The 20,340-nt window shown below is 71.0% G+C and carries 13 protein-coding genes, 2 tRNA genes and 2 pseudogenes; 5 read left to right on the plus strand and 12 right to left on the minus strand.

The genetic code is table 11. The annotated features are described in order from the left end of the window. Window positions 1–1,220: 1,220 nt before the first annotated feature. Entirely contained in the window at window positions 1,221–1,637 is a 417-nt protein-coding gene (locus LNK82_RS24360) for a hypothetical protein (RefSeq protein ID WP_230569315.1), read from the minus strand. Window positions 1,638–2,219: 582 nt separating this feature from the next. Here LNK82_RS24360 and LNK82_RS24365 point away from each other — a divergent pair. From LNK82_RS24365 to LNK82_RS48370, 3 genes and pseudogenes are all read left to right on the plus strand, one after another. Further along, window positions 2,220–3,314: a DUF3987 domain-containing protein gene (locus LNK82_RS24365; RefSeq protein WP_230569316.1), complete on the plus strand. Its 1,095-nt coding sequence runs from the start codon at window positions 2,220–2,222 to the stop codon at window positions 3,312–3,314. A gap of 691 nt (window positions 3,315–4,005) precedes the next feature. Then, window positions 4,006–4,215, plus strand: coding sequence for a helix-turn-helix domain-containing protein (locus tag LNK82_RS24370; protein ID WP_230569317.1), 210 nt, complete (start codon window positions 4,006–4,008; stop codon window positions 4,213–4,215). 192 nt (window positions 4,216–4,407) lie between these two features. Continuing rightward, window positions 4,408–4,704: pseudogene (locus LNK82_RS48370) on the plus strand (tyrosine-type recombinase/integrase); the annotation flags it as partial. A gap of 39 nt (window positions 4,705–4,743) precedes the next feature. On the opposite strand, the gene LNK82_RS24375 reads toward LNK82_RS48370, so the two are convergent. Then, entirely contained in the window at window positions 4,744–5,175 is a 432-nt protein-coding gene (locus LNK82_RS24375; protein ID WP_230569318.1) for a hypothetical protein, read from the minus strand. 48 nt (window positions 5,176–5,223) lie between these two features. Between LNK82_RS24375 and LNK82_RS48375 the strand changes: the two are divergent. Then, window positions 5,224–5,565 (plus strand): annotated as a pseudogene (locus LNK82_RS48375) (tyrosine-type recombinase/integrase); the annotation flags it as partial. Between the two features lie 290 nt (window positions 5,566–5,855). On the opposite strand, the gene LNK82_RS24380 reads toward LNK82_RS48375, so the two are convergent. The 7 genes from LNK82_RS24380 to LNK82_RS24415 all read right to left on the minus strand — a co-directional run bounded on the left by LNK82_RS24380 (window position 5,856) and on the right by LNK82_RS24415 (window position 11,808). Further along, a tRNA-Arg gene (locus LNK82_RS24380) sits at window positions 5,856–5,928 on the minus strand. A gap of 39 nt (window positions 5,929–5,967) precedes the next feature. Then, window positions 5,968–6,057: transfer RNA gene (locus LNK82_RS24385), tRNA-Ser, on the minus strand. 117 nt (window positions 6,058–6,174) lie between these two features. After that, window positions 6,175–8,172, minus strand: coding sequence for an acetoacetate--CoA ligase (locus LNK82_RS24390; RefSeq protein WP_230569319.1), 1,998 nt, complete (start codon window positions 8,170–8,172; stop codon window positions 6,175–6,177). A gap of 59 nt (window positions 8,173–8,231) precedes the next feature. Continuing rightward, window positions 8,232–8,996 carry an ESX secretion-associated protein EspG gene (locus LNK82_RS24395; RefSeq protein WP_230569320.1) on the minus strand — a complete coding sequence of 255 codons (765 nt, stop codon included), beginning with the start codon at window positions 8,994–8,996 and terminating at the stop codon, window positions 8,232–8,234. After that, entirely contained in the window at window positions 8,993–10,351 is a 1,359-nt protein-coding gene (locus LNK82_RS47000) for a PPE domain-containing protein (RefSeq protein ID WP_268996980.1), read from the minus strand. The genes LNK82_RS24395 and LNK82_RS47000 overlap by 4 nt, the downstream gene beginning before the upstream one ends. Continuing rightward, window positions 10,351–10,959, minus strand: coding sequence for a hypothetical protein (locus LNK82_RS24410; RefSeq protein WP_230569321.1), 609 nt, complete (start codon window positions 10,957–10,959; stop codon window positions 10,351–10,353). Before LNK82_RS24410 ends, LNK82_RS47000 begins: the two co-directional genes overlap by 1 nt. Window positions 10,960–11,133: 174 nt before the next feature. Next, window positions 11,134–11,808: a dienelactone hydrolase family protein gene (locus LNK82_RS24415; RefSeq protein ID WP_230569322.1), complete on the minus strand. Its 675-nt coding sequence runs from the start codon at window positions 11,806–11,808 to the stop codon at window positions 11,134–11,136. Between the two features lie 121 nt (window positions 11,809–11,929). Here LNK82_RS24415 and hisC point away from each other — a divergent pair, with 121 nt between their 5' ends. Further along, entirely contained in the window at window positions 11,930–12,997 is a 1,068-nt protein-coding gene (gene hisC, locus LNK82_RS24420; protein ID WP_230569323.1) for a histidinol-phosphate transaminase, read from the plus strand. 5 nt (window positions 12,998–13,002) lie between these two features. Here hisC and LNK82_RS24425 read toward each other — a convergent pair whose 3' ends face one another. The 3 genes from LNK82_RS24425 to LNK82_RS24435 all read right to left on the minus strand — a co-directional run bounded on the left by LNK82_RS24425 (window position 13,003) and on the right by LNK82_RS24435 (window position 20,270). Next, the gene (locus tag LNK82_RS24425) at window positions 13,003–13,752 is read right to left on the minus strand and encodes a sulfite exporter TauE/SafE family protein (protein WP_230569324.1); all 750 of its coding nucleotides are present in this window, start codon (window positions 13,750–13,752) and stop codon (window positions 13,003–13,005) included. A gap of 116 nt (window positions 13,753–13,868) precedes the next feature. Further along, on the minus strand, window positions 13,869–17,009 hold the full coding sequence (locus tag LNK82_RS24430) for a hypothetical protein (RefSeq protein ID WP_230569325.1): 3,141 nt from the start codon (window positions 17,007–17,009) through the stop codon (window positions 13,869–13,871). Window positions 17,010–17,195: 186 nt separating this feature from the next. After that, window positions 17,196–20,270 carry a carboxypeptidase-like regulatory domain-containing protein gene (locus LNK82_RS24435; protein WP_230569326.1) on the minus strand — a complete coding sequence of 1,025 codons (3,075 nt, stop codon included), beginning with the start codon at window positions 20,268–20,270 and terminating at the stop codon, window positions 17,196–17,198. Window positions 20,271–20,340 lie beyond the last annotated feature (70 nt).

Here is a 20,340-nt window from a genome sequence, read left to right on the forward strand (position 1 = left end):
CGGTCCGGCGATACCACCGGGTCCGGTGACACCACCCCCCGGATCATGCGTTCGACTGGGGGCGTAAGTCATGCCGGACCCGGCGACCACAGCTCCTTGATCAGGAACCACGAAGAAGGTAACGGGGGGGACGTGACCACACCGGGGGCGTCGGCGGTGTGGTCTGTCCACTGGGCCGCTGGGGGGCAGGTGGTGTGGTGGTGCGGGTATGGCGCGGTAAACCCGCAAAACCCGCCGATCGGGCGGCAGTGGGGCTGTGACCTGCGGTGATGTGCTGCGGGATTGGTGTCCGGGCAAACCCGCAGCAAACCCGGTGGTAAACCCGCAAACCCGTGGTGGTGCCGTGTCGGTACCGGTCGCCCGAGGTCGCGGGAAGCAACAGCAGGCCCTGCTAGCCCGCGCGGGGTAGTAGGGCCTGCGTTTGTGCGTGCGACCCCGGCGGGTTGGTGCGGGTTTCAAACCCGCCGCTCCGGCCAAACCCGCACCCAAACCCGCGCCGTGTTTGCCCTGGTCAACCACCGTTCCCCTTGGCCTGTGCGGGTTTGTTCTTCACTCCCGAGAAGGGGAAGGGCTGTAGTGGTGCGGGGTGTCGGTGAACATAAGCGCCCAGGGCGCAACCGTCACGCAGCTGCGACGGGGCACACCAGGTGGACCACTGGCCCGCGAATCGGGCGGGGAGCCCGTGGGGAGGCAGGCGGGGAGCCTCGCGCCGGATGGGGGGCACTCCCCACCCGGCTCCCCAGAGGACTCCCCGGGCCGTGAGCTGGCCGGACAGCCGTTTACGGCCTGTTTGGGGAGGGGGGAGCCGCACGCGCGTCACGGCCGCGAGAGGCTGTTTCACGGCCTGCGGACGCAAGGGCATTCCCGCGTGAAACGGCGGGCAGAGTCGCCCTCCCGTGGGCACCTCGCACCGGCACCCGAGACGCCCGAGATCATCGTGCGCTTGGCCCCGCCCGCCGTCACCACGATCAGCGCTGGTCACCAAGGGGACGTGACACCGTGCTGGGCCGAGCAGTGCGGCCGGTGCCGAATGAACCGGTGGTGAAGCCGCGGATCGCCCACCACCTCCGAGTTCACCCCCGCCCGCACCGTCACACCAGGCCTGCCACACGCCCTGACGGCCCGGCCTAACTCGGCTAACTACCTAACTTCCCACAGGTCAGCTGCCCACGGCGCTCACCTGGCAGACGAGTTAGGTTCGTAACTCGGCTTTGCTTCGCCTAACTCCGGAGCAACACATCCCGCAGCTCCCAGGCGCGGCCGAGGATGCACGCCCCCGGTGAGGCCATCGGTTCGCTGGTCAGCATCCGTCGAACTGTCTCTTCGGTGAACGGAACGCCATCGGAGACCGCTGTTGACTCCAGTGCGGAAACCAATGATCCCTCAGCATTTATCTGGACGGCATTACCGAACACGTCATTGAAGAAGTCACCGTCGATCACTACGACAGTTAGGAAAGTCGCCGTCAATGTCAATGCGTCTAGACCTACGCCAAGACAATACGGCGTTACCTTGCCGTCCTCGCGCCCTCTTTGCATATCCCGATAGAGTGACCAGCCTTCATAGTCGATCGGCTCCCCTTGACTTCCGTCGAGTTCAGGCTCACCAAGCACTTCTTCGGAGTACTCTCGAACCATGTTTCGCTATAGGTCGAAATCATTGCGAGTATCCCATGCGGTTACGCTAGAGGGCTGAAACTCTCCAGCAGGGATAAGGCCATAAATTCCCGCTGCAGTGGCAACCTTAGCCGGATCGCGCCAATGGAGCAGGAAAGACGCCTTCCCCGTGCTCGGATCACGACGAAGAGTAAGGGTTTCAATGGCAGACATTACGGCGCGGCGATACAGGTCAAACGGGTTACCGATCAGGGTGCGCAACGGAAGCGAGGCCAAGTCGGGAGTCTCATCAGCAGGTCTTCGCGCACGGCTTCAGCGAACTCGCGTGCGACAGCCTCTGAAGCGTCTAGCTTGTCAAAGTAAGTCCCTAGGCCGAATCTCAAGCTTGGAGTTTCGGACCTAAGTCAACGTCTAGAAGTCGATAGCTGGCGCGATTCTCGAATAGTGAAGGTCGGTCCAGCGACCCGGTCGGCGTGCTGGCAACCCTCGTCGGCGCGGCCGGCGTCCACCTCGGCCCCAACCCCCACGTCCAACTCGGGTTCGGCGAACGGCACCCGCTGCTCATCTGGCCGATCCTGATCGGGCGCTACCGGCATCGGCCGCATGGGCACCGCCACCAACGCCGCACTCGCACTGTTCGGCGCAGCCGATCCGTACTTCCGGGCGGAGAACGTCCACTCCGGCCTGTCCAGCGGCGAAGGTCTCGCAGCTGCGTTCGCCACCGACGACGCGACCGGCGCCGGTGAAGCCGCGGGGAAGTCCGGCAAGTCCCCGCGGCTACTGCCCGAGGGCGACTGCCGACTACTCGCGCTGGAGACCGAGTGGGCATCGGTCATGGCGCGGATGAAGCGTGAGGGCAACACGTTGGGCGCGCTGCTTCGGCAGGCGTGGGAAGGCGGCAACCTGTCCACTCTCAACGTCACCGCCCGCATGGCCGCACGCTCCCACCTCGGCATCGTCGCCCACATCACCCCCAAGGAGTTCAGCGCCAAGGTCAGCGCCGCCGACCTGGCGGGCGGCACCTACAACCGGTTCCTGCCCGTCGCGGTGGCCCAATCCAAGCACTTCCCCACCGACCCAGACCCGGCACTCATGGAAGAGCTGGCAGCGTCGCTCTCCGCCCGGCTGACCCGCGCGGGTGGCTTCGACGCCCTGGGGTTCACCCCGGCCGCGCACGTGGCGTGGCAGCGACTCCAGGTCGAGTTCAACGGCCACCTCGGCGCGGACGGCCCGGTAGAGGAGTTCATCAGCCGCGCCGCAGCCAACTGCGTCCGCATCGCCGCCCTCTACGCCGCACTCGACCGCACCGACCACATCACCCCCGACCACATGACAGCCGCCGCCGCACTCGTCCGCTACTCCATCGACTCCGCCCGCGCCATCGTCGACAACGCCACCAACGACAAAGCCACCGCCCTGGACCAGGTTCATCGCCGACGCCGGACCCATCGGCCGCAGCCGCGAAGAGATCCGCTCCGAGCACTTCAAGCGCAACGCCAAAGCCGACGAGATCACCGACCTGCTCGACAGGCTTACCGGCGAAGGGCGGATCACCCGCACCGCCAGGCCCCGCGACGACGGACGACCCGGCCGGGGCAAGGAGGTCTACACCGCCACCTGAACGCGGTCTACGCGGTTACGCGCTTAGGCCCTGACCAGCACAAACGCCGAACACCTAACCGCGTAGTACGCGGTTAGGTCCCAGCAAAACCCCAGGTCAACCCCAAAGCGCGTAACCGCGTCACCCGTGTAGGACCACGCTGTCGATCTCAAGTCCGCACCGGCCGGTACAGGCGGTGGGGGGACCGCCCCGGCCCGATCCCCCTCACGGACCCGCCTAGAACCTGCCCGGCAGCACAGCCCCCAACAGGGCCACGATCACTGCCACGACCAGCACCAACCGCAGCAAGCTCGCGGCTTCTTTCTCGTCCACTCTCACCTCCGGTGTCACCAAGAAGGCAAGTGTTACGCCGCTTGCAGTAGTGATCTATCCGTCAAACAGCGGCTTTCCTCCCTGTAACTAGCCCATCTGTCTACTTCGGACGGGCGGTCTCGCACCCCACTCGCCAGCAAACGCAAGAGCCACGCGGGCGTTGACCAGCACTATTGCGGGGACCGCAGGACTTTCTGTCGCTTCACAGATTTCCGAGCAAGTGTCAAAACTAGTCACAAAACAGGACCGCGCAGCTGCGAGACGAATGCCGCTCGACCTAGCGGCCTGACCCGCTAGACCTAGCGTCCCCGCTAGCGCCTCCACCGCCTGCGACCAGCGGACTAGCGCCTAGCAGCACCCCAGCCACACACCTCGCACGGAGCCACTACGGCACCCGGCGCACCCCCGCACGCCCCACGCCAGCTCGACCACGACCGCACGGAAGGACCACCCGGCATGGCCACCACCCAACCGACCACCCCGGCCCGGCACCTGCTCAGCGTGGAAGACGCCGCGCGTGCACTGTCCATCGGCCGCACCACCATGTTCAACCTCATCAAAACCGGCGAAATCGCGTCCGTCCAAATCGGACGACTCCGGCGCATCCCGACTACAGCCCTCACCGACTACACCACCCGACTCACCGCACAACAGCCCGCCGCCTGACCTCTTCTTTTGTCTGCTACAGCCGCTTGTCACGTCCTAAAACCGCAGGCCACACAGGGGACGTGACAAGCGGCCCAACCCGGAAGGCACCACCACATGCCACGCAAAAGGCGTCCCGAAGGAACCCGCGCACCCAACGGCGCAGGCAGCATCTACCTCGGCAAAGACGGCAAATGGCACGGACGCGTCACCATGGGCGTCAAAGACGACGGCACCCCCGACCGACGCCACGTCAAACGCGCCACCGAAGCGGAGGTCATCAAAGCAGTCCGCGAACTGGAGAAGCAACGAGACAGCGGCCAGGTACGCAAGCCTGGTAGGGCCTGGACGCTTGAGAACTGGTTGACGCATTGGCTCACCAACATCGGTGAACCGTCGGTGCGACGCTCGACTTACGTCTACTACGAAGGTGCGGTTCGGCTGTACCTGATTCCGGGCTTGGGCGGCCACCGACTGCCGAAGCTCGAACCAGAACACGTGGAGAAGCTGTACGCCAAGCTTCACGGCGAGGGTCGTAGCGGATCGGTGCTACAGCAGGTTCACCGCACGTTGCGTGTCGCGCTGAACGAAGCTGTTCGGCGTGGGCACCTCGGACGGAATCCGGTTCTGTTGGTGAAGTCGACCAAGGCGACGGAGACCGAGGTAGAGCCGTTCTCGGTCGAACAGGCTCAGCGGATTCTGGAGACGGCCAAACAGCGGCGTAACGGCGTGCGGTTCGCTCTCGCGCTTGCCCTCGGTCTGCGCCGTGGTGAGGCGTTGGGGCTGAAGTGGTCTGACCTGGACACGCGGACGGGCACACTGTCGATTCGGCGGGCGTTGCAGCGACACACCTGGCGGCACGGCTGTGCCGATCCGGCGCAGTGCGCACGGCCGCACCACAAGGTGAAGCCGTGCCCGGAGAACTGCAATCGGCACGCGCGCACCTGTCCGCCACCATGCACCGTGGACTGCGTCGGTCACGCCCGCAGCTGCCCGGATCGTCGGGCGGGCGGCCTGGTGATCTCCGAGGTGAAATCGCGGGCGGGACGTCGGGTGGTGAACGTGCCCGAATCGCTAATGGAATGGCTGCGCACACACGATGAGGTGCAGGACGACGAACGACTTACCGTCGGTGACCCCTGGCGCGAGGACGGTTGGATGTTCACCCAGCCGACCGGAAAGCCGCTGGACCCGCGCGCGGACCACAACGAGTGGAAATCACTGTTGGAAGCCGCAGGCGTCCGTGACGCTCGACTGCACGACGCGCGCCACACGGCCGCGACGATGCTTCTCGTCCTTAACGTGCCGCTCCGGGCGATTGCCGACGTGATGGGGTGGTCGCCGGGCTCGGCGGCACAGATGGCGGGCCGGTACATGCACGTGCCGGACGCGATCCGGGAGGGCATCGCGCGCCAGGTGGGCGGGCTGCTGTGGACCGGGGGCGCCGACGACGACACGTCGAACCTGACCGAGGAACACCGGGCCGCGATCCGGCGCTCTCCGAGACGTTGCCGCCGCGCTGGCGCGAGCGCCTGGCCGAGGTCTTCCCGGACGACGCGGGCGGTACGGCGGGGGTGCCGGCGTCCGCCTGAAACGGGGCAAGTGAGACCCGATTTGGAACCCAGAGGGCCGGTACCAACCGGTACCGGCCCTCTGACCTGCGCGCTCGGCAGGATTCGAACCTGCAACCTTCTGATCCGTAGTCAGATGCTCTATCCGTTGAGCTACGAGCGCATCGTTCTTCAGTTGTCACCCGGCCGAAGCCGGGTGTTGCGGAGGCTCCGGGATTTGAACCCGGGATGGGCGATAAACCCAAACCGCATTAGCAGTGCGGCGCCATAGACCAGACTAGGCGAAGCCTCCCGGAGCCCTCGGCTACGACGCATAGATTACACATGCCCCCGCCGCTCTAGCAAAACGCCCCCCTCTTTACCTCATCCGCCCTGGTCAGAGGGGGTAGAGGGGGGCGCTGGAGCGGCCTCAGGCGGTGCTGGGGTGAGGTAGGTCTCGGGACAGGGCGAGGAATGGGTCCAGGGCGGCCGGGTTGCGCAGGGCGTCCAGGCTCACGGCGCGCTCGGGTGGGGTGCCCGCCAGGATCTTCTTCACGGGGACCTCGCACTTCTTGCCGTTGAGGGTCCTCGGGATCTCGGCCACGGCGACGAAGCGGTTCGGGACGTGGCGCGGGGAGAGGTTGGTCCGCAGCTCCGAGCGGAGTCGGGGTTCGAGGTCGGCGAGGGTGGCGCCCGGGTCCAGGACCAGGAAGCACAGCAGTTCGCCGTCGGTCTGGCCGGCGCCCGACGTGTCGATCACGAGCGAGTCCGCGACGCCCGGCACGCCTTCGACGACCCGGTAGAACTCGCTGGTGCCCATGCGGACGCCGCCGCGGTTCAGGGTGGAGTCGCTCCGGCCGTAGATGACCGCCGAGCCGCGCCTGGTGATCCTGATCCAGTCACCGTGCCGCCAGACGCCCTCGAAGGTGTCGAAGTACGCCTCACGCAGCTTCGTGCCGTCCTCGTCACCCCAGAACCACACCGGCATCGACGGCATCGGCTTGGTGATCACCAGCTCGCCGACCTCGTCGACGACGGGCACGCCGGACTCCGAGAACGACTCCACGGCGGCGCCCAGGGCGCGGCAGGAGAGCTCGCCCAGCCAGACGGGCAGGTCGGGTGCGGCGGCGACGAAGGCGGTGCACAGGTCGGTGCCGCCGGAGACCGAGGCGATCTGGACGTCCGGGCCGACGGCCGACGCGATCCAGCGGAAGCCCTCGGGGGTGAGGGGCGCGCCGGTGGAGCCGACGACGCGCAAACCCGTCAGGTCGTAGCGCTCCGCCGGGTGGACGCCCTCCTTCAGGCACGACTGGATGTACGGCGCGGACGTGCCGAAGTACGTGACGCGGTGCTGCTCGGCCAGGTGCCAGAGCACGTTCAGGTCGGGGTGCGCGGGACTGCCGTCGAACAGCACGATCGTCGACCCGACCAGCAGGCCGGAGACGAGGAAGTTCCACATCATCCAGCCGGTGGTGGTGAACCAGAAGAACCGGTCGCCCGGGCCGAGGTCGCTGTGCAGCGCCAGCATCTTCAGGTGCTCGACCACGATCCCGCCGTGGCCCTGGACGATGCCCTTCGGCAGCCCCGTGGTGCCGGACGAGTACAGCACCCACAGCGGGTGGTCGAACGGGACGGGCTCGAAGGTCAACTCGGCGTCGGCGTGGGCGGACAGCAGGGAGCCCCAGGCCACCGCGCCGGGCAACGGGCCGCCGCCCACGTAGTCGATCACCACGGTGGCGCGCAGCGACGGGATCTCCGTCCTGAGCCGCTCCACGGTCGGCCGCACGTCGAACGCCCGCCCGTTGTACCGGTACCCGTCGACGGCAACGAGCACGGTAGGCGCGATCTGGGCGAACCGGTCGGAGATCGCCCGCGCGCCGAAGTCCGGCGAGCACGACGACCAGGTCGCGCCGAGCGACGCCGCCGCCAGGAACGCGATCAGCGCCTCCGGCGAGTTCGGCACGAGCGCCACCACGCGGTCACCGCGCCGCACGCCCAGCTCCACGAACCCGGCGCGCACGGCGGCCACCCGGCGGCGCAGCTCGCCGTACGTGAGTTGCGACGACAGCCCGTCCTCGCGGTGGAACACGACCGCCAGGTCGCCGTCCGGGCCCCTCAGGGCGTGCTCCGCGTAGTTGAGCGTGGCACCGGGGAACCAGACCGCCCCGGGCATCACGGGCGCCTCCAGCACGCGCGTGGGCGGGCTGTGGAACACCACCTCGAAGAACTCGGCGATCGCGCCCCAGAACCCCTCCAGGTCGGAGGTGGACCACTCCCACAGCGACTCGTAGTCGGGGAGGTCCAGGCCCTTGGTCGAGGCGAGCCAGGAGCGGAACGCGGCCATCCTGGTGTCGCCGACCCGGTCGGGGTCGGGGCGCCACAGGACTTCCGCCTCGCCGGCGGCGGCGCCGGCACGCATCTCGGTCATACCTGAAGTTCCTAGCCGATCGAACGGCCCGGAACCACAGCAGGCACCCACACACCGGATCAGTTCCGGCCGGCGCTCGCCACCAGTCCCTCGACCGCGGAGATCAGCCTCGGCGCGTCCGCCGGCGCGACGACCAGCCACCCGTCGTCCCGCCGCACGAGGTAGCGGCCCTCGGCGGTGTCCAGCCACGACACGGCCGCGCCGGTCGGGTGCAGGTAGCCGGCCCGGTTGCGGGCGATCACGCCGACCTGGCCGCCGCCGCTGCGCGTGGTCACGGCGCGCATCAGGGTGTTGGCCTCCGGCTCGCGCAGGCCGACGGCGCGCAGCGCGTCGAGGAAACCCTCGCTGCCGTCGTGCTCGCCCGCCCGGCCCGCGGCCAGGTAGTCGTCCCAGCGAACGTTCACCGACCGGCCGCTGCCGGGTGGCGCGGCCGGCAGGGTGTTGACCGTGGTGGCGGCCAGCGCGGTCGGCCGGAACCCGGCCACCTGCACCTGGTTGCCGAGCCGGCCCGCGAACGCGCCGTGCCACGCGGCGGTGGCCAGGCCGCGCGCCTGGGCGCCGCGCACGGTGAAGAACACCTCCAGGCCGATCTCGAACTCGGCCAGGCCGCGCAGCAGCCCGTACAGCTCCTCGTCCGGCCGCCGCACGGTGCCGAGGCCGCGGGCCGCCAGGTCGCGGGACGCGCTCTCGATCAGCGCGTCCCGCTCCCGCTGGGTGTGCCCGAAGTGCCGGACGCCGAGCGGGACCGGGTGGGCGTCGCGGTGGACCGCCTGCCAGAGCAGGAAGAACTCCACTTCGCTGAGCCGGAAGACGCGTTCGGTCACAGGCCGATCACCGGTGGTGCGGCCTTGCGGTCGACGCCGAAGACGTTGTCGTCGTCCTCCAGGTACCCGGGCCGGTTGCGGTCCTTCTCACCGCCGCCGGCGACGGGCGGCGGCGCGGCCATCGGCGCGGCGCCGATCATGCCGGACTGCGGTGTCACCGACTTGGGCGCCTGGAACTGGCTGGTCACGCTGCCGGGGTTGGCGGAGCCGCGGTCGGCGGCGATCGCGCCCGTCGCGCCGCCGGGACCGGCCACCGGACCGCCGCCACCACCGCCACCGCCCATGCCGACGGGCGTGGGCATGACGCCGCGACCGCCGTAACCACCGCGGCCACCGGCGAAGCCACCGCGGCCGAACTGGGCGGACGTGCCGCCGGGACGCTGGTTCGGCGCGCCGCCGGGGGTGCTCACCACGGGCTGGCTGCCGCCGCCACCGCCACCGCCACCGCTGCCGCCACCGTCGGTGACGGGCGGGTTCGGCGTGACGACCACGGGCGGCGGCGGGGGCGGCGCGACCGGGTTGGTCGGCGGGCTGAACGACGGCACGGTGCGGTCGACCTCGTAGGAGTTCTGCTGGAACATCGCCATGACCTCGGCGGCCTGGCGGTGCGTCGCGTCCGCGGTGACGACCGAGTCGATCGCGGGACCGGCGATGGTGTCGATGCCGGTGAACGCGCCGGGCGAGCGGGTGATGGGGGTCGAGCCCGCGGTCAGGCCGTCGTGCGACGAGAGGGTGGGCGACCGGTAGCCGGCGTCCTCCGCCAGCCGGTTGTCGACCAACGGCGAACGAGGCGTGACGACGGGAGTCGGGGTGGCGACGGGGGTCGAGGACCCGTCGGCGACCGGCGTGACGACCGGCGGCGCCGGCGCGGGCGGCGGCATCATCTCGCGCGCCGTCTGCACGTGGTCGATCTCGGTGGCGATGCACTTGGCCACGTTGTCGGCGTGCTCGCTGGTGTTCAGCGCCCACTTCTCGACCGACTCCAGCGCCTCGCGGGCGCGTTCGGCCGACTCGCCGGTCCACGCCTGGCTGGACTGGCCGATCGCCTTGGCCAGGTACTCCTGCACCTCGCCGAGGGCCTTGCTCACCGCGGCCCAGTCGGCCTGGGCGCTGCTCGCGGCCTTCAGGTCGACGCCGGTGTTGATCATCTCCCACAGCTCCTGGTGGCTGTAGGTCATCCAGTCGACCTTCTGGCCGAGGTCGGTGGGCTTGTCGTGGCCGTGGCCGTGGCCGTGGCCACCGCCGTGCCCTTGACCGCCACCGTGGTTCCCGCCGTGGTTGCCACCACCGTGGCCCTGCCCCTGGCCGCCGCCGTGCCCCTGGCCCTGACCGCCGCCGTGCTTGTTGTCGCCCATCAGCCCTTGGCCTCCCCGGCGGACCCGAAGGCGTCCGCCGCTTCGTCGTCGGCCCGCTCCAGGTTCCGCGCCGCTTCGCGGATGGTCTCCTCGACCTCGAAGAGCACCTGCATGAAGTCCCCGATCACGTTGACCGCCGACTCCTCGTTGCCCACGGCCACCTCGCGCAGCCGCCTGCTGATCGCGTCGCTCACCCAGTTGTTGCCGAACTTCAGCTCGACGTCGAGGTTGTCGACCGCGCGGCCGTGCACGGTGTCGACCAGGTTGCGCGCCTGCACGACCAGCTTGAGCAGGTCGTCGACGCCCTGCTTGTCCAGGTCGAGCTGGACGGAACCCTTGTCCACCGCGTCCAGCGCGGTGGTGGCCTTGTCCAGGTCGGTCTGCGCGGCCTTCGCGAAGCTCTCCGCCACCGGCTTGGCGGCGTCGGACTCGGCCGTGGCCGCGGCGGGCAGGGTCACGGTGGCGTCGGTGGCGGGCGCCGCGGTCGGTGGAGCGGACACCGGTGGGGCGGTCGGCGCGGGAACCGGTGGCTCGACGGCCACCGGCGCGTCCGCCACCGGACCGGGTTGGACCGCCGCGGACGGCGTGAAGCCAGGCGGGATCTGCACCGTCTGTGCACCCGCCAGTGGGACCGTGTTCCCGTCGCTCATCACTACCCCCTGCACTGCGATTCGCCGCAGGCCCACCACGCGTTAGCCGACGACGACCGAAATCAGGCGTTCCGGACGCCTTCCTTAGATGTACCGGGAAGCCCGTTCGGTTCCAAGCCGCCGACCAGAGGCTTAGCGAAGATGTGAGTCGAACCAGTTCAACGCGCGCTGCCACGCCTCGAAGCCGGCCTCCGGCGTGGTGTCGAACCGGTGGCTGGTGCGGGAGAACCGGACCACGTCGGTCGCCACCGGCGCCGCCGCCGCCGCGTCGCGCAGCTTCTCCACGTCGCTGAACGGGATCTCGTCGTCGTCACCGTACAGGCCGAGCCAGGGGCAGGTCAGCTCTTCCGCGATCTCCACCAGCGACGGCAGCCCTTCGGCCAGCGGTTCCAGGATCCCACCACCGCCGACGGTCACCGCCGCGCCGACGGTTCGGCTTCCCGCAACCACCATCGCGACCGATCCGCCCAGGTCGAAACCCATGACGCCCATGCGGTCCTGGCTGACGCCCCGCTGGGCCAACCAGACGAACGCGACGTCGGTGTCGGCCAGCACGGCGTCGCCGGACAACCCGCTCACCATCGCCGGCGCCTCGTCGCCGGACACCTCGTCGTAGAGGTGCGGCGCGACCGCCAACCACCCCTCGGCGGCGAGTCCGCTCACCAACCCGCGGACGGTGTCGGTCACGCCGCGCGCCTCGTGCAGCACGACCAGGCCGCCGCGGACGGCGTTCTCCGGCTCGGCGACGGTCAGCCGCAGCTCGCGGCCGTCGGTGAGGGAGAGCGTCTCGGTGCGGGTAGAAGTCATGTCCCAACCCTTCCACGAGGGGGTGAACGGGAGTCAACGTGAGCATCCGTACGGCAGGTATGCCCCATCCGGGTCTTTCACCGGATAACGTCCAGCTCAGAACCCCGAAGGGAGTCCCTGGATGACCGTGCGAACCCGTGCCGACCTCGTTGCGCTGCCCGGATACGTGCCCGGCAAGACGATCCCCGGCGCGATCAAGCTGGCCAGCAACGAGGTCTCGGCCGGACCGCTGCCCAGCGTGGTGCGGGCGATCGCGGACGCCGCCACCGCCGTGAACCGCTACCCCGACACCGCCGCCACCGAGCTCGTGGCGCGCCTGGCGGACAAGCTCGGCGTGCCGGCGGAGCAGGTGGCCGTCGGCTGCGGCTCGGTGACGTTGTGCCAGCAGCTGGTGCAGGCGACGTGCACCGAGGCCGACGAGGCGCTGTTCCCGTGGCGCTCGTTCGAGGCGTACCCGATCATCACCGCGGTCGTCGGCGCGCGGCAGAACCGGGTGCCGCTGACGCCGGGCCACGGGCTGGACCTCGACGCGATGGCCGACGCGATCACGCCGGCCACCCGCCTGGTGTTCGTGTGCAACCCCAACAACCCGACCGGGACGGCGTTGCGCAGGGCGGAGATCGAGCGGTTCGTCGAGCGGGTGCCGTCGGACGTGCTCGTGGTGATCGACGAGGCGTACAAGGAGTTCGTCGACGACCCGGACGTGCCCGACGGCGTGGAGCTGGCCAAGGCGCAGTGGGCCGCGGGCCGGGACAACGTGGCCGTGCTGCGCACGTTCTCCAAGGCGTACGGGCTGGCCGGGCTGCGCGTCGGGTACGCGGTGGCCTCGCCCGCGGTGGCCGAGACGCTGCGCAAGGTCTACGTGCCGTTCAGCGTGAACGCCCTGGCGCAGGTCGCGGCGCTGGCGTCGCTGGACGCCGAGGCCGAGCTGATGGCGCGGTGCCGGGCGATCGTGGCCGAGCGGGCCAGGGTGCGCGGCGAGCTGCTGGCCGCCGGGTTCGAGGTGCCCGGGTCGCAGGCGAACTTCGTGTGGCTGCCGCTGGGCGAGCGGACCGCGGCGTTCAACGAGCACTGCCTGGCGCACAAGGTGGTCGTGCGGGCGTTCGCCGGCGACGGGGCGCGCGTCACGATCGGCGAGCCCGAGGAGAACGACGCGTTCCTGAAGGCTGCCCGGTCCTTCGCCGGCTGAGCCCTTCAGCGGGTGAGGATCTGAGCGATGGCCACGACTCCCACCACCACGATCACCGCGCGCAACGCGGCCGGTGGGAGTCGGCGGCCGACCTTCGCGCCGAGCTGGCCGCCGACGACCGAGCCGACCGCCAGCAGCAGCACGGCGAGCCACGCCACGTCGGCGATGAAGATGAACAGCACGCCCGCGACCAGGTTCACGAACGCGGTCAGCACGTTCTTCAGGGCGTTCATCCGCTGGATGTGCTCGCTCATCAGCACACCCATCAGGCCCATCACCAGCACGCCCTGCGCCGCGCCGAAGTAGCCGCCGTAGACGCCCGCGAAGAACACGCCGATCCACAGCGCCACGCCGCCGTGCTCGTGCCGCTCCCGTTCGGCGAGCTTGCGGTTGAGCCACGGCTGGGCGACCACCAGCACCAGCGCGACGGCGATCAGCACCGGGACGATCGCGGAGAACGCGTCCTCCGGCAGCACCACGAGCAGGATCGCGCCGACCACGGCGCCCAGCACCGAGGCGGGCAGCAGCCGCTTCACCCGGCCCGCCTGCCCGGTCAGCTCGCGCCGGTAGCCCCACGCGCCGCTGAGCGAGCCGGGCACCAGGCCGAGGCTGTTGGACACGTTGGCCACCACCGGCGGGTAGCCGACGGCCATCAGCACCGGGAACGTCACCAGGGTGCCGGAACCCACCACCGTGTTGATCCCGCCGGCGAACACACCGGCCAGGACGACGACGATCGCCTCCACCGTCGTCACGGCCACTCTCCCCTGGTTCTCGCGGTTCGCCAGCGACGCTAACACCGCGTCCGGCGGAGTGCGGTGTGGCAACCGCGACACCGCACCCCGCCGTCAGGGGGTGTGCACGCCGATCATCAGGCCGTGCGACGCCCGATCGAGCGCGCGCCGATGCCGAACGCCAGCAAGAGCACGCCGACCAGGCCCAGACCGAGCACGCTCGCGCCGGTCCTGGCCAGGGCGTCCTCGGTCGAACCGCGGCCGCCGTGGTCGCCGCCCGGCGTCGCGGGGTTCGCCCCACCCGGCGCCACCGGAGTCGGATCCGCGACGTCCGGGCCCGGCTCCACGTGGATGTTGTGCGGGTCGTGCTCGCCGCGGACGACCATGAGGAACGGGAACTGCATGTTCGTGCGGATCTTCCACGGGCCGACCACCAGCGGCGTGTAGTGCCCCACCGGCAGGTCGGTGAACGTGAACGTCCCCGACGCGTCGGCAGTCGTCGCGACCGCGAACTCGTCGATGTAGCGGTCGAACAGCACGACCTTCACGTCCGGCACCGGCGTGAAGGGCCACTCGCCGGTCAGCACCTGACCGGTCGCGGTCCAGGTCGCGCCCGGCACCCTCGCCCGGGCGATGGCGAACGGCGCGCCGCCGACGATGTTCCCGTCGGCGCCGAGCGGACCGAAACCGCAGGTAGCGGTGATCAGGCCGTGGTCGGGCGAGCCCGACGGCACCGTCTCGACCACCTGGGTGGTCCACGTCCGGCCGTGCGCGATCGTCAGGCCCGTGCCGCCGTGGGCCAGCGGGCCCCACTCCTCGCCGTTCGCGATCTCGTGCGGCGAGCCGCCACCGCCGCAGTGCGCGTGGACCGTGATGTCGCGGCCCGTCGTGTTGGTGAGCTCGACCTCCAGCTTCGGCCGGTCGGTCGGCGAGTAGGAGTCCCGGTCGAACTCCAGCGTGGCCCGCAGGCCGTCCGAGATCGGCCGGACCAGCCCGGTCTCGTACGTCGTGTCGCCGTCCGCCGTGACGGTGAGGAGCTGGTAGGAGTCCTCGCGCTCGATCCAGCCGTCGGCGTGCCGGGTGGTGACCGAGTAGCGGCCGATGCCGATGTCCTCGACCCGGAACCGGCCGTCGGCGTCGGTGCGGCCGGGGTACCACCCGTTGCCCGCGAGGCCACCGTTGAGGGTGACGTCCACGTCCGGCAACGCGTTCTCGCCGGCGTCGCGCACGCCGTCGCCATCGGTGTCGACGAAGACGAGGACGGTGGCGTCACCGGTCGGGTGCGTCACCGAGGCGCTGAGGTCGATCGGCACGGACGTGCCGTTCCAGGTGGCGATCTTGCCCTTGAGGGTGACGGTGTTCTCGAGCCGCCACGGCGCCGCGTGACCGACCAGGGTGACCTCGTACGACTCACCGGGCCACAGCCACAGCCCCGGCGGGGTGCCGCCCGGGCGGTAGCCCTGGTCGAGCGGGCCCCACTGGCCCGCGTCGTAGCGGAGGCTGGTCGTGTGGTCGGCCTCGAACCGCACCTCGGTCCGGTGGCCCGCGCCCGCGTTGGTGACCTTGACCTTGGCGGTCACCGGCTCGTCGACGGAGTAGTGCGCCTTGTCGAAGGAGGCGGTGACCTCCAACTCCTCGTGCTGCACCGGTTCGCTCACGGTCGGACCGGGCGTGGCGACGAACGTGACGTGCGCGGTGCCGTCGGCGACGACGTCCGCGGTGAACCAGCCGTTGCCGGTGGCCTTGTCCCGGTAGTCGCCGAGCACGAGCACCTTCGTGGCTCCCTCCGGGAGCCTGCCGAAGGTGAACGAACCGCCGTCGTGCGACACGGCCTCGGCGACCTTCAGGCCGGTGCGCCGGCTCAGCGCGATCAGCTGTGCGCCGTCGAGCGGCTGGTCGCCGTCGCCGGAGTCGAGTCGCAGCGCGCCCTCGACCGCACCGAACGCGCCGACCTCGGCGGAGTCCGACGAGCCGATGTAGCCGGAGGTGGCACGGCCGCTGTTGCCGAAGTTGCAGGCGACGGAGACCGTGCCGGAGGCGACGGCCGCCTCCGGCACGGTCTCGGTGATGGTGACGACCTTGGTCTCACCGGCGGCGAGGGTGATGCCGGGACCTTCGGGGCTCAGCTCGGCCCAGGCGGGCGACCGGCCGTCGAGGCTGCCGTCCGACCTGGACTCGTCGCACACCGCGACGACACCGGTCAACGGCTTCGCGCCGGTGTTGGCGAGCGTGATCCGGATGCCGACCGGGTCGGCGGGCCGGTACGTGTCGCGGTCGAACTCCAGCCGCGGGCGCAGCACCGTGAGCACCGGTGGCGCCAGCGGGAACTCCAGGTTCGCGGCGACGCCCTCCTGGACGGTGAACCAGACGCGGTCCGCGGCGATGACGCCGCCCGGGTCCGGCCGGCTCTGGAGGTAGGCGCGGTACGTGCCGGTGGGGATGTCGCCGCCGAAGGTGAACCGGCCGGTGGCGTCCGTGCGGCCGCTCAGCCACGTGTTCGGCGCACCGCCGACGGCGTAGACCGGCAGGTCGGGCAGGCCCTCGCCCTGGTCGAACCGGCCGTTGCCGTCGGTGTCGCGGTAGACCAGGCCGGCGGCGGAACCGCGGCCCTGCGGCACGGTGGCGGTGGCCTCGGCCCGGTTGTCGTCGGGCGTCGGGTCCGGCGACGGGCCGCCGTCCTGCAGGCCGGTGCGGGCGCCGACGCTGTAGGTCACCGTGGTGGCGCGCGCGTCGTTCTGCCTGCCCACGAGCCGGTAGGTCTTGCTCTCGCCCGGTGCGAGCGTCGGGCCGGGGATGCGGCGCAGGTCCGCGGCGCCCGACTTGAGGGTGAGCGAGCCGGACTCCCACCAGCGGATGTCGCCGGCGGGCGCGTCGCCGACGTTGCGGACGCTCACCGTGAAGCCGATGTCGGAGTCCGGCGCGTACTCGGCCCGGTCGAAGGCGATCGACACCTGGAGGTCCGGCCGCGTGGCCGGCGGCAGGGCCAGGGGCCCGACCTCCGGCTCGGCCGGCGCCTCGGTCTCGGCGTCGGTCTCGGCGGGCTGCTCGGCCGGGGTGGTCGTCGGTTCGGCCGGCGGCTCGGTGGTCGGCTCGGCCGGGGTTTCCACCGGGGCCCCGGTCGGCGTGGTCGGTTCGGTGGGCGCAGTCGTCCCCGGCGGCGGAGCCGCCTCGGTCGTGGTGGTCGTGGGCTCGGTCTCCTGGGCCCACGCCACCGGACCGCTCATCGCGACGGCGAGCACGAGCACGCCCGCCGTCGCCGCGCGCAGGATTCGTCTCACGCCGTTCGGGCGCGCGACAGCACTACCGGACAAGGATTTCCCCCAAAGCTAGGTCCTCACCCACCGCGGGATGCCGACGTCCCCCGATGCCGCCGCCGGGCAGGGCCTGTGTGATTTCGTCAAGCTACCGTGTCGGACGATCAGCTCACCGGCAGTTGCCGGAACTTCGCGTCGGCGACGCCAGGGCTACGTCGTGCGTCGTCCCAACGCCCGTGCGCCCACGCCGAACGCCAGCAGCACCAAGCCGATCAGGCCGAGCCCGAGCACGCTCGCGCCGGTGGTCGCCAGGGCGTCCCGGGGCGGACCGCCGCCACCGGCCGGTGCGTCACCCGGCGCGGTGGCGTCCGGGTCGACGACCACCGGCCCCGGCTTGACCGCGATCAGCTGGGGCGTCGTGGAGCCGCGGACCGCCTCGAACAGCGGGCCCTCGTGGGTCGGGACCACCTCCCACGGGCCGAGGACCAGCGGCGTGTAGTGGCCGACGGCCAGGTCGGGGAACGTGAACACGCCGTGGGCGTCCGCCGTGGCGCGGGCCGCGGTCTCGTTCGTGTCGGGGTCGACCAGGACCACGGTCACGTTCGGCACGCCGACCCACTGCGTCCCGCAGCACTCGACCACCCGGCCGGTCGTGGTCCACACCGCGCCCGGCACCTTGGCCTTGGCCCTGGCGATCGGCGCCAGCTCGCGGAACCGGCCGTCGGCGTCACGCGTGCCGAAGCCGCACGTGGCCGTGATCAGCCCGTGGTCGGGCGACCCGGCGGGCATGGTCTCCTCCACGGTGGTCGTCCACGACCTGCGCGAGGCGACCGGGACGCCGTCACCGAGCTCGGCCAGCGGACCCCACTCGTCGCCGTTCTCGATCTGGTACGGCGTGCCGACGCCCCCGCACACCGCGTGCACGGTGAGGTCCGCCAGGCTGTTGTTGGTGATCGTGACGGTCAGCCCGGGCCGCTCGTCCGCCCGGTACTCGGGCTTGTCCCAGGCGATCACGGCGGTCAGCGTGTTCGCGGGCCGGACCAGGCCGATCTCGAACGTCAGGTCGCCGTCCGCGGCGAGGGTGAACCGGTCGTAGAAGTCGATCGGCAACGCCCAGCTGGAGGAGTGCCAGGCGCGGACCCGGTAGTTGCCCGCCGGGACGTCCTGGAGCCGGTAGCGGCCGGCGGCGTCCGTGATGCCCCGGTGCAACTCCGTGGGGATGCCGCCCTCGACGGTCACGTCCAGGTGCGGCAGCACTTCACCGGCGTCGAACGCGCCGTTGGCGTTGGCGTCGCCGTAGACCAGGATCGTGGCGTCGCCCACGCCGTGGCTCACCGCGGCGGACAGGTCGAGCGGCACCGACGCGCCACGCGTGCCGACCGTGATCCGGCCCTTGAGCGAGACCAGGTCGCCGACCCACGGCCGCGGCTCGCCGACGATGGTGACCTCGTACGACTCGCCCGGCCACAGGTACAGGCCCTCGGTCGGGTTCAGGAACGGGTACAGCGGGCCCCACTGGTTGTAGTCGTAGCTCATCGTGGACGGCACCCACTCCGGCACGAACCGGACCGGGCTGCGCGGCCCGACGCCCGCGTTGGTGACCTTGATCCGGGCGATCACGGTGCCGGCGATGTCGTAGGCCGCCTGGTCGAACGACGCGGTGACCTCCAGCTCGTCGACCTCGACCGGCTCGGCCACCTCCGGGCCCGGCGCGACCGCGAACTCCACCCGCGTGGTCGCGTCGGCGACGACGTCGACGGTGAACCAGCCGTCGCCGGTGACCGCGTCCCGGTACTCGCCGAGCACCAGGACCTTCGTGCGGCCCGCCGGCAGCTTGGCGAAGGAGAACGCGCCGCCGTCGTGCGACCGGGCCTCGGCGACCGGCAGGCCGCTGCGCCCGTCGAGCGCGACGAGCCGCGCGTCGTCCAGTGGCGCCCCGTCGACGTGCCGCACCGTGCCCTCGACCGCGCCGAACGAGCCGACCTCGGCGAAGTCCGACGAGCCGATGTAGCCCGCGGTGCTGCGGCCGCTGTTGCCGAAGTGGCAGGCGACGCTGATCCGGCCGACCGCCGCCGCGTCCTCGGGCACGGTGTCGGTGATCCTCAGCACCTTCGTCTCGCCGGCGGCGAGCGTGACGCCGGGGCCGTCCGGGCTCAGCGCGGCCCAGGCAGGGCCGTTGCCGGTCAGCCGACCCTCGTCCGGCTCCTCGTCGCACACCGCGACGACACCGGTCAACGCGGTCGCGCCGGTGTTGGTGAGGGTCACGTCGACGCCGACCGGGTCGGTGGGCCGGTAGGACTCGCGGTCGAACTCCAACTCGGGTCGGAGCACTTCGAGGACCGGTGAGGTGATCGGCAGCACGAGTTCGGTGGTGACGCCCTGCTCGACGGTGAACTCGGCGTGGCCCGGCGCGATGACGAACGGGTTGCCGTGCTCGATCAGGGAGGCGCGGTAGCGGCCGGTGGGCACGTCGGTTCCGAAGGTGAACCGGCCGGTGGCGTCCGTGCGGCCGTGCAGCCAGGTCGCGGGCAGGCCGCCGTCGGCGTAGACCGGCGAGTCCGGCACGCCCTCGCCCTCGTCGAACGCGCCGTCGCCGTCGGCGTCGCGGTACAGCACGCCGCGGGCGGCGCCCCAGGTCAGCGGCACGCGGGTGGTGTCCCTGCCGGTGTTGTCCTCCGGCGTCGGGTCCATGTCCGGGAGGGTCTGCGGGCCCGTGTACGCGGTCACGCCGTACTCGACGCGGTCGTAGAGCGGGACCTCCTGCCGCCCGGCGAGCCGGTAGGTCTTGGCCTCGCCGGGCGCGATGGTCGGGCCGGGGAAGCGGCGCAGCTCTCCCGCGCCGGTCGTGAGCCGCAGGTCGCCCCAGTGGGTGAACCGGACGTCGACCGCGGGCGCGGCGCCGGCGTTGCGGACCGTGACGGTGAAGCCGATGTCGGAGTCCGGCGGGTACTCGTCGCGGTCGAAGGCCAGGGACACCTTCAGGTCGGCCCGCGGCACGGGTGCCGCTTCGGCCCGCGGCACGGCCGGTGGCGCCGGCTCGGGTTCGGCCGGCGCGGTGGTCGGGGCGGGCGGCGACGTGGTCTCCACCGACGGCACGGTCGTGGTCGTGGGTGTCGTCGTCTCGACGGGCGTTTCCGTCGGTGGCTCGGACGGCGCCGTGGTGGTGGGTGTGGTGGTCGTCGTTTCCTGCGCTGACGCGACCGGACCGCCGAGCGCCACGGCGAGCGCCAGCGCGCCCGCCGTGACCGCCCGCGCGATTCGCCCCGCGTGGGTGCTGCCGGACATCGGGTGTCCCCCGTAAGTAGGTCCTTGCCCACCGCGGGTTGCCGACGTCCCCCGAGCCGCCGCCGGGCAG

Source organism: Saccharothrix luteola (assembly GCF_020859565.1).
Lineage (GTDB): Bacteria > Actinomycetota > Actinomycetes > Mycobacteriales > Pseudonocardiaceae > Actinosynnema > Actinosynnema luteola.

Excerpts from the sequence above, each read along its gene's own strand:
- LNK82_RS24390 (WP_230569319.1), bottom strand. The coding sequence starts at position 8,172 with ATGACCGAGATGCGTGCCGGCGCCGCCGCCGGCGAGGCGGAAGTCCTG.
- LNK82_RS24365 (WP_230569316.1), top strand. The coding sequence starts at position 2,220 with ATGGGCACCGCCACCAACGCCGCACTCGCACTGTTCGGCGCAGCCGAT.
- LNK82_RS24370 (WP_230569317.1), top strand. The coding sequence starts at position 4,006 with ATGGCCACCACCCAACCGACCACCCCGGCCCGGCACCTGCTCAGCGTG.
- LNK82_RS24415 (WP_230569322.1), bottom strand. The coding sequence starts at position 11,808 with ATGACTTCTACCCGCACCGAGACGCTCTCCCTCACCGACGGCCGCGAG.
- hisC (WP_230569323.1), top strand. The coding sequence starts at position 11,930 with ATGACCGTGCGAACCCGTGCCGACCTCGTTGCGCTGCCCGGATACGTG.
- LNK82_RS24360 (WP_230569315.1), bottom strand. The coding sequence starts at position 1,637 with ATGGTTCGAGAGTACTCCGAAGAAGTGCTTGGTGAGCCTGAACTCGAC.
- LNK82_RS24435 (WP_230569326.1), bottom strand. The coding sequence starts at position 20,270 with ATGTCCGGCAGCACCCACGCGGGGCGAATCGCGCGGGCGGTCACGGCG.
- LNK82_RS47000 (WP_268996980.1), bottom strand. The coding sequence starts at position 10,351 with ATGGGCGACAACAAGCACGGCGGCGGTCAGGGCCAGGGGCACGGCGGC.